Below are 3,741 nucleotides of genomic sequence, written 5' to 3'. Positions count from 1 at the left end.
TGCATGAACAGGCACTTCTCGGGCCCATGCTCGATACGCAACTGGCGAATCGCCTCCAGGAACGGCAGCGACTCGATGTCGCCCACCGTGCCGCCGATCTCAACCAGCGCCACGTCGTGGCCGCGGGTGGCTTCGTAAATGGCGTGCTTGATCTGGTCGGTGATGTGCGGAATGACCTGCACGGTGGCGCCAAGGTAGTCGCCGCGGCGCTCCTTGCGGATCACGTTCTCGTAGATCTTGCCGGTGGTGATCGAATTTCGGCCGGTCAGGCGCGTGCGTACGAAACGCTCGTAATGGCCCAGATCAAGGTCGGTCTCTGCACCATCGTCGGTGACGTAGACCTCACCGTGCTGGAACGGACTCATGGTGCCCGGATCCACGTTGATGTAGGGATCGAGCTTCATCAGTGTGACGTTGAGACCGCGGGCTTCAAGAATGGCGGCCAGGGACGATGCCGCAATGCCCTTACCCAACGAGGACACCACACCGCCTGTGACGAAGATCAGAGGGGTCATGTACAACCGCCCTTGCTGGTAAAAGGCCATTCTACAGAGTCACCACGGATGCTGCGAGTCCGCGATGGTCCATGTTCACGGCATTACGCGATTCAAGGCTGGGCAGGATGCTCCCCGAGCAGCTTGCCGTTGACTCGGGTGCCGTACAGCGACATGGAGGAGTCGTGGAACTTCTTGCGGGTTTCGGCGAGGTTGCCGGTGTAACGCGGATCCTGTGGACGCTCATGGGCGTCCATGTACATCGCCACGTCCCATGCATCCTGGTCGCTCAAGGTGCCCGCGCGCCCCAGCGGCATGTTGTACTTGATGAACGCTGCGGCATTGTCCAGCTTGTGCATGCCCGCGCCCCAGTTGAAGGACTGCGATCCCCACAGGGCCGGAAACACGACCGTGCCGGCCACGCGCTGGCCCTGGCCGTTGGCTCCGTGGCACAGGGCGCAATGGCTGGTGAAGACCTTTTCGCCGCGTGCATAATCGGGCGGTTGCGGCGGCTTGAAACCCTTCTTCGGGTAACCGCGTCCGGGCAGCGAAGTTCCCGTCGGCGCCCCGGTGGCCAGCCAGAAACTATAGCTTTCCAGCGCCACCATCACCTCGCTGTCCAGCGGCGGCGGCTTGCCGTTCATGCTGTACTTGAAGCAGCCCTGGATACGTTCGCCATAGCTGTTCACGTGGCCGTTCTTCTTGCGGTAGGCCGGATAGTTGACCCAGGCGGCCCACAGCGGCGCCGAATTCGCCTGACGCCCGCCGTTGATGTGGCAATTGGTGCAGTTGAGTCCGTTGCCGACATAGGCGGCCGCATGATGCTGGGTATCGTTGAAGATGGCTTCGCCCTTGCGCACCATGGCGCCAAAAGCGTTGTCGGGTATGGCCGAATCCGGTGGTGGACGGAACGGGGATGGCTTGTTGGCAGACGCCGCAGCGGGTGGCATGGCGGCTGCCGTAACCGCTTTCGGTGTGGTCGCGGCCGAAGCGGATGCGGATGACGGTGCCCCGGATCCCGAGCAGGCCGCCAGGGCGAACAGGCCGCCGCAGGCGAAGCCCAGGCGCAGCGTGATGTGGGCTACGGATGTCATGGCGTCCCCTTTATGGCGCCCACAGGCTGTGTGGCGAACCAGGCCGAAACCTGCTTGATGTCGGCGCTGTCCAGCGCCGAGGCCACATGCTGCATCAACTGCAGTGGATCATTGTGGCGCGTGCCGTTCTGCCATGCCTGCAGCTGCGAGGCGATATAGGCCGCCGACTGTCCGGCCAACGGTGGGAAATGCTGACCCACGCCCATGCCGTGCGGCCCATGACACTGCACGCAGGCGGGCACCTGCTTGCTCCAGCGTCCGCGCAACGCGAGCTGCCCGCCGGGAGCATCCGCGCCGGAGGGGTTCGCGCCGGCCTTGATGACCGCGGCCGGCACCGGCATGACGCTGTAGTACTTTGCCAGTGCCTCGCGTTCAGTCGCCGTCAGGGTCCTGGCCACGGGCGTCATGATGGTGTTGTCGCGCGCACCCGACGCATAGTCGTTGAGCTGTTTCAGCAGGTAGGCCTGGTTCAGTCCGGCCAGTCGCGGAAAGCCGCTGCTGACCTGCCCCCCACCCCTGGACCCGTGGCAGGCCATGCAGGGCGCGGCGCCATGCCCGTTTCCGGCCTGTGCGATGGCAGCGGCGGATGGGTGTGCGGCAGCATCGGCCCGACTCGGGGATGCACACAGCAGAGCGGCCGTCAGGGCGGCAACACCGAGGAATGAAGCGCTCCGGCAGAATATCCTCATGCGCTATGGGTCCTTGTGGTCGCCGCGGGCGTACGGTTTGAACCCGTACCGCGCGAAGATCGAAAGCGCCGTCGGCGAATGGATGAAGGCGAGCCAGCGGCGACCTGCCCGGGGATGCGGTGCGCCGCGAACCAGGGCGCCCGCGTAGATGGCGGTCACGTTCTGATCGGCGGGGATATTCACATGGGATATCGGATGTCCGACCCGTTCCTGAAAGCGGGCCTCCGATTGCCAGGTCACGCCGCCCTGCACCTTGCCCTGCATGATCCACAACGGTGTCTGGCGATGATGGATATGGGTCAGCACCGTGCTGCCCTGCTTGACCTTGGTGGTGTAGACAGCTTTCAGCAAAGCGTCGCCACCGGCCTTGACCAGTGCTTTCTGGATGCGTTTGGCGATGCCCTCGAAGGCCGGATTGGGCATAGCCAGACGCAGACCGGGACGTGCCAGGTCGGTCAAGCTTCGGATGTTGCCGGGATTTCCCTTGGGGACCATGATCGCCAGGTCATTGGTCACGAAGGGCGTGACCGGGGCCAGCAGCTTGCCGGAATCCACCATTTTTCGAACGCGGCCCAATCCAGCCAGGTAGACATCCGGCGGCGCGGTCCAGGTCATGTTGCCCACCGTGACGGTGCCTCCGGCCTCCATCTGCCGCTGTAACAATCCCGGGGGTATGGTTTCCCAGTACATCCGGCCCTTGTACTCGGGATACTTGCGCTCGAAAGCGTGCACCAGGGGCGCCATCGCAAAATAGTAGTTGCCTGCCACGTACAGCACCAGGCGGGCCGCGCCGGGCTGACCGTGAAAATCAGCCAGGTTGTCGACCTGGGGGATGGTGAACTCCAGTCCCTTGTGCTGTGCATCGTTGTTGCGCCCCCCCGACCAGGGCGGAAAGACACCCAACGGGGGGCTGGATCCGCTGTCGGATCCAGCCACCGCCTGCGGTGTGGCCCATGCAAGAGACGAAAGCGACGCCAGCGCGATGGCGAGGACAAAGCAGAGGCTGCGTGTCATGGACATGCTCCTTGATGTGGAGGGGCGATGCTGCGCTGCTTACATGGGCTCCAGAGCATAGCCTTCGTGCTGCAGGGTGATGACGGTGCTCAGTGCCGACAGGGACAGCGAAACGTCCTTGGCCCTCCAGCTGTACTTGAGATGATGTTCACCCATGGCCTGCGCGCAGACCGAGACGTTGACGCCGGCATCATGCAACTGCTTGATCAGGTCGAGGTTGGGATTGTCGACGCCATACTTGGCCTTGTAGTGGGCATTGTCCAGCACCAGCTCCGTGCCGGGTCCGGCCGCCACGGCAACGATCTTCAGGTGGTCCAGCGGGACGCCGGCTGCCACGAAGATGTTGACGGTGCGCGCCACGTGATCGAGCGCGCTGTTGACCTTGTTCGGCGCCTTCGGTGCCTTGGTCAGGGTAAACACGATCTTGTAGGTCTGATCGGCCTTGGGCTG

The 3,741-nt window shown here is 63.8% G+C and carries 5 protein-coding genes; all 5 read right to left on the bottom strand.

The genetic code is table 11. From position 1 onward, the window contains the following. Positions 1-515, bottom strand: a 515-nt coding sequence (locus PF446_RS02560) for a CTP synthase (RefSeq protein WP_298069396.1), incomplete at its 3' end; no start/stop codon positions are given. Positions 516-607: 92 nt separating this feature from the next. Continuing rightward, positions 608-1,588 carry a c-type cytochrome gene (locus PF446_RS02555; protein ID WP_298069394.1) on the bottom strand — a complete coding sequence of 327 codons (981 nt, stop codon included), beginning with the start codon at positions 1,586-1,588 and terminating at the stop codon, positions 608-610. Then, positions 1,585-2,217, bottom strand: a complete 633-nt coding sequence (locus PF446_RS02550) for a c-type cytochrome (protein ID WP_343224645.1) — start codon at positions 2,215-2,217, stop codon at positions 1,585-1,587. Before PF446_RS02550 ends, PF446_RS02555 begins: the two co-directional genes overlap by 4 nt. Positions 2,218-2,280: 63 nt before the next feature. Next, a complete protein-coding gene (locus PF446_RS02545) occupies positions 2,281-3,291 on the bottom strand; it encodes a substrate-binding domain-containing protein (RefSeq protein WP_298069388.1) in 1,011 nt (336 codons plus the stop codon). 39 nt (positions 3,292-3,330) lie between these two features. Beyond that, on the bottom strand, positions 3,331-3,741 hold a 411-nt coding region (locus PF446_RS02540), incomplete at its 5' end, for a DsrE family protein (protein ID WP_298069386.1).

It is taken from the genome of Oleiagrimonas sp. (assembly GCF_027858935.1).
Lineage (GTDB): Bacteria > Pseudomonadota > Gammaproteobacteria > Xanthomonadales > Rhodanobacteraceae > Oleiagrimonas.
The sequence above is the reverse complement of the archived record's forward strand: the minus strand, read 5'-3'. Positions and strand labels throughout refer to the sequence as shown.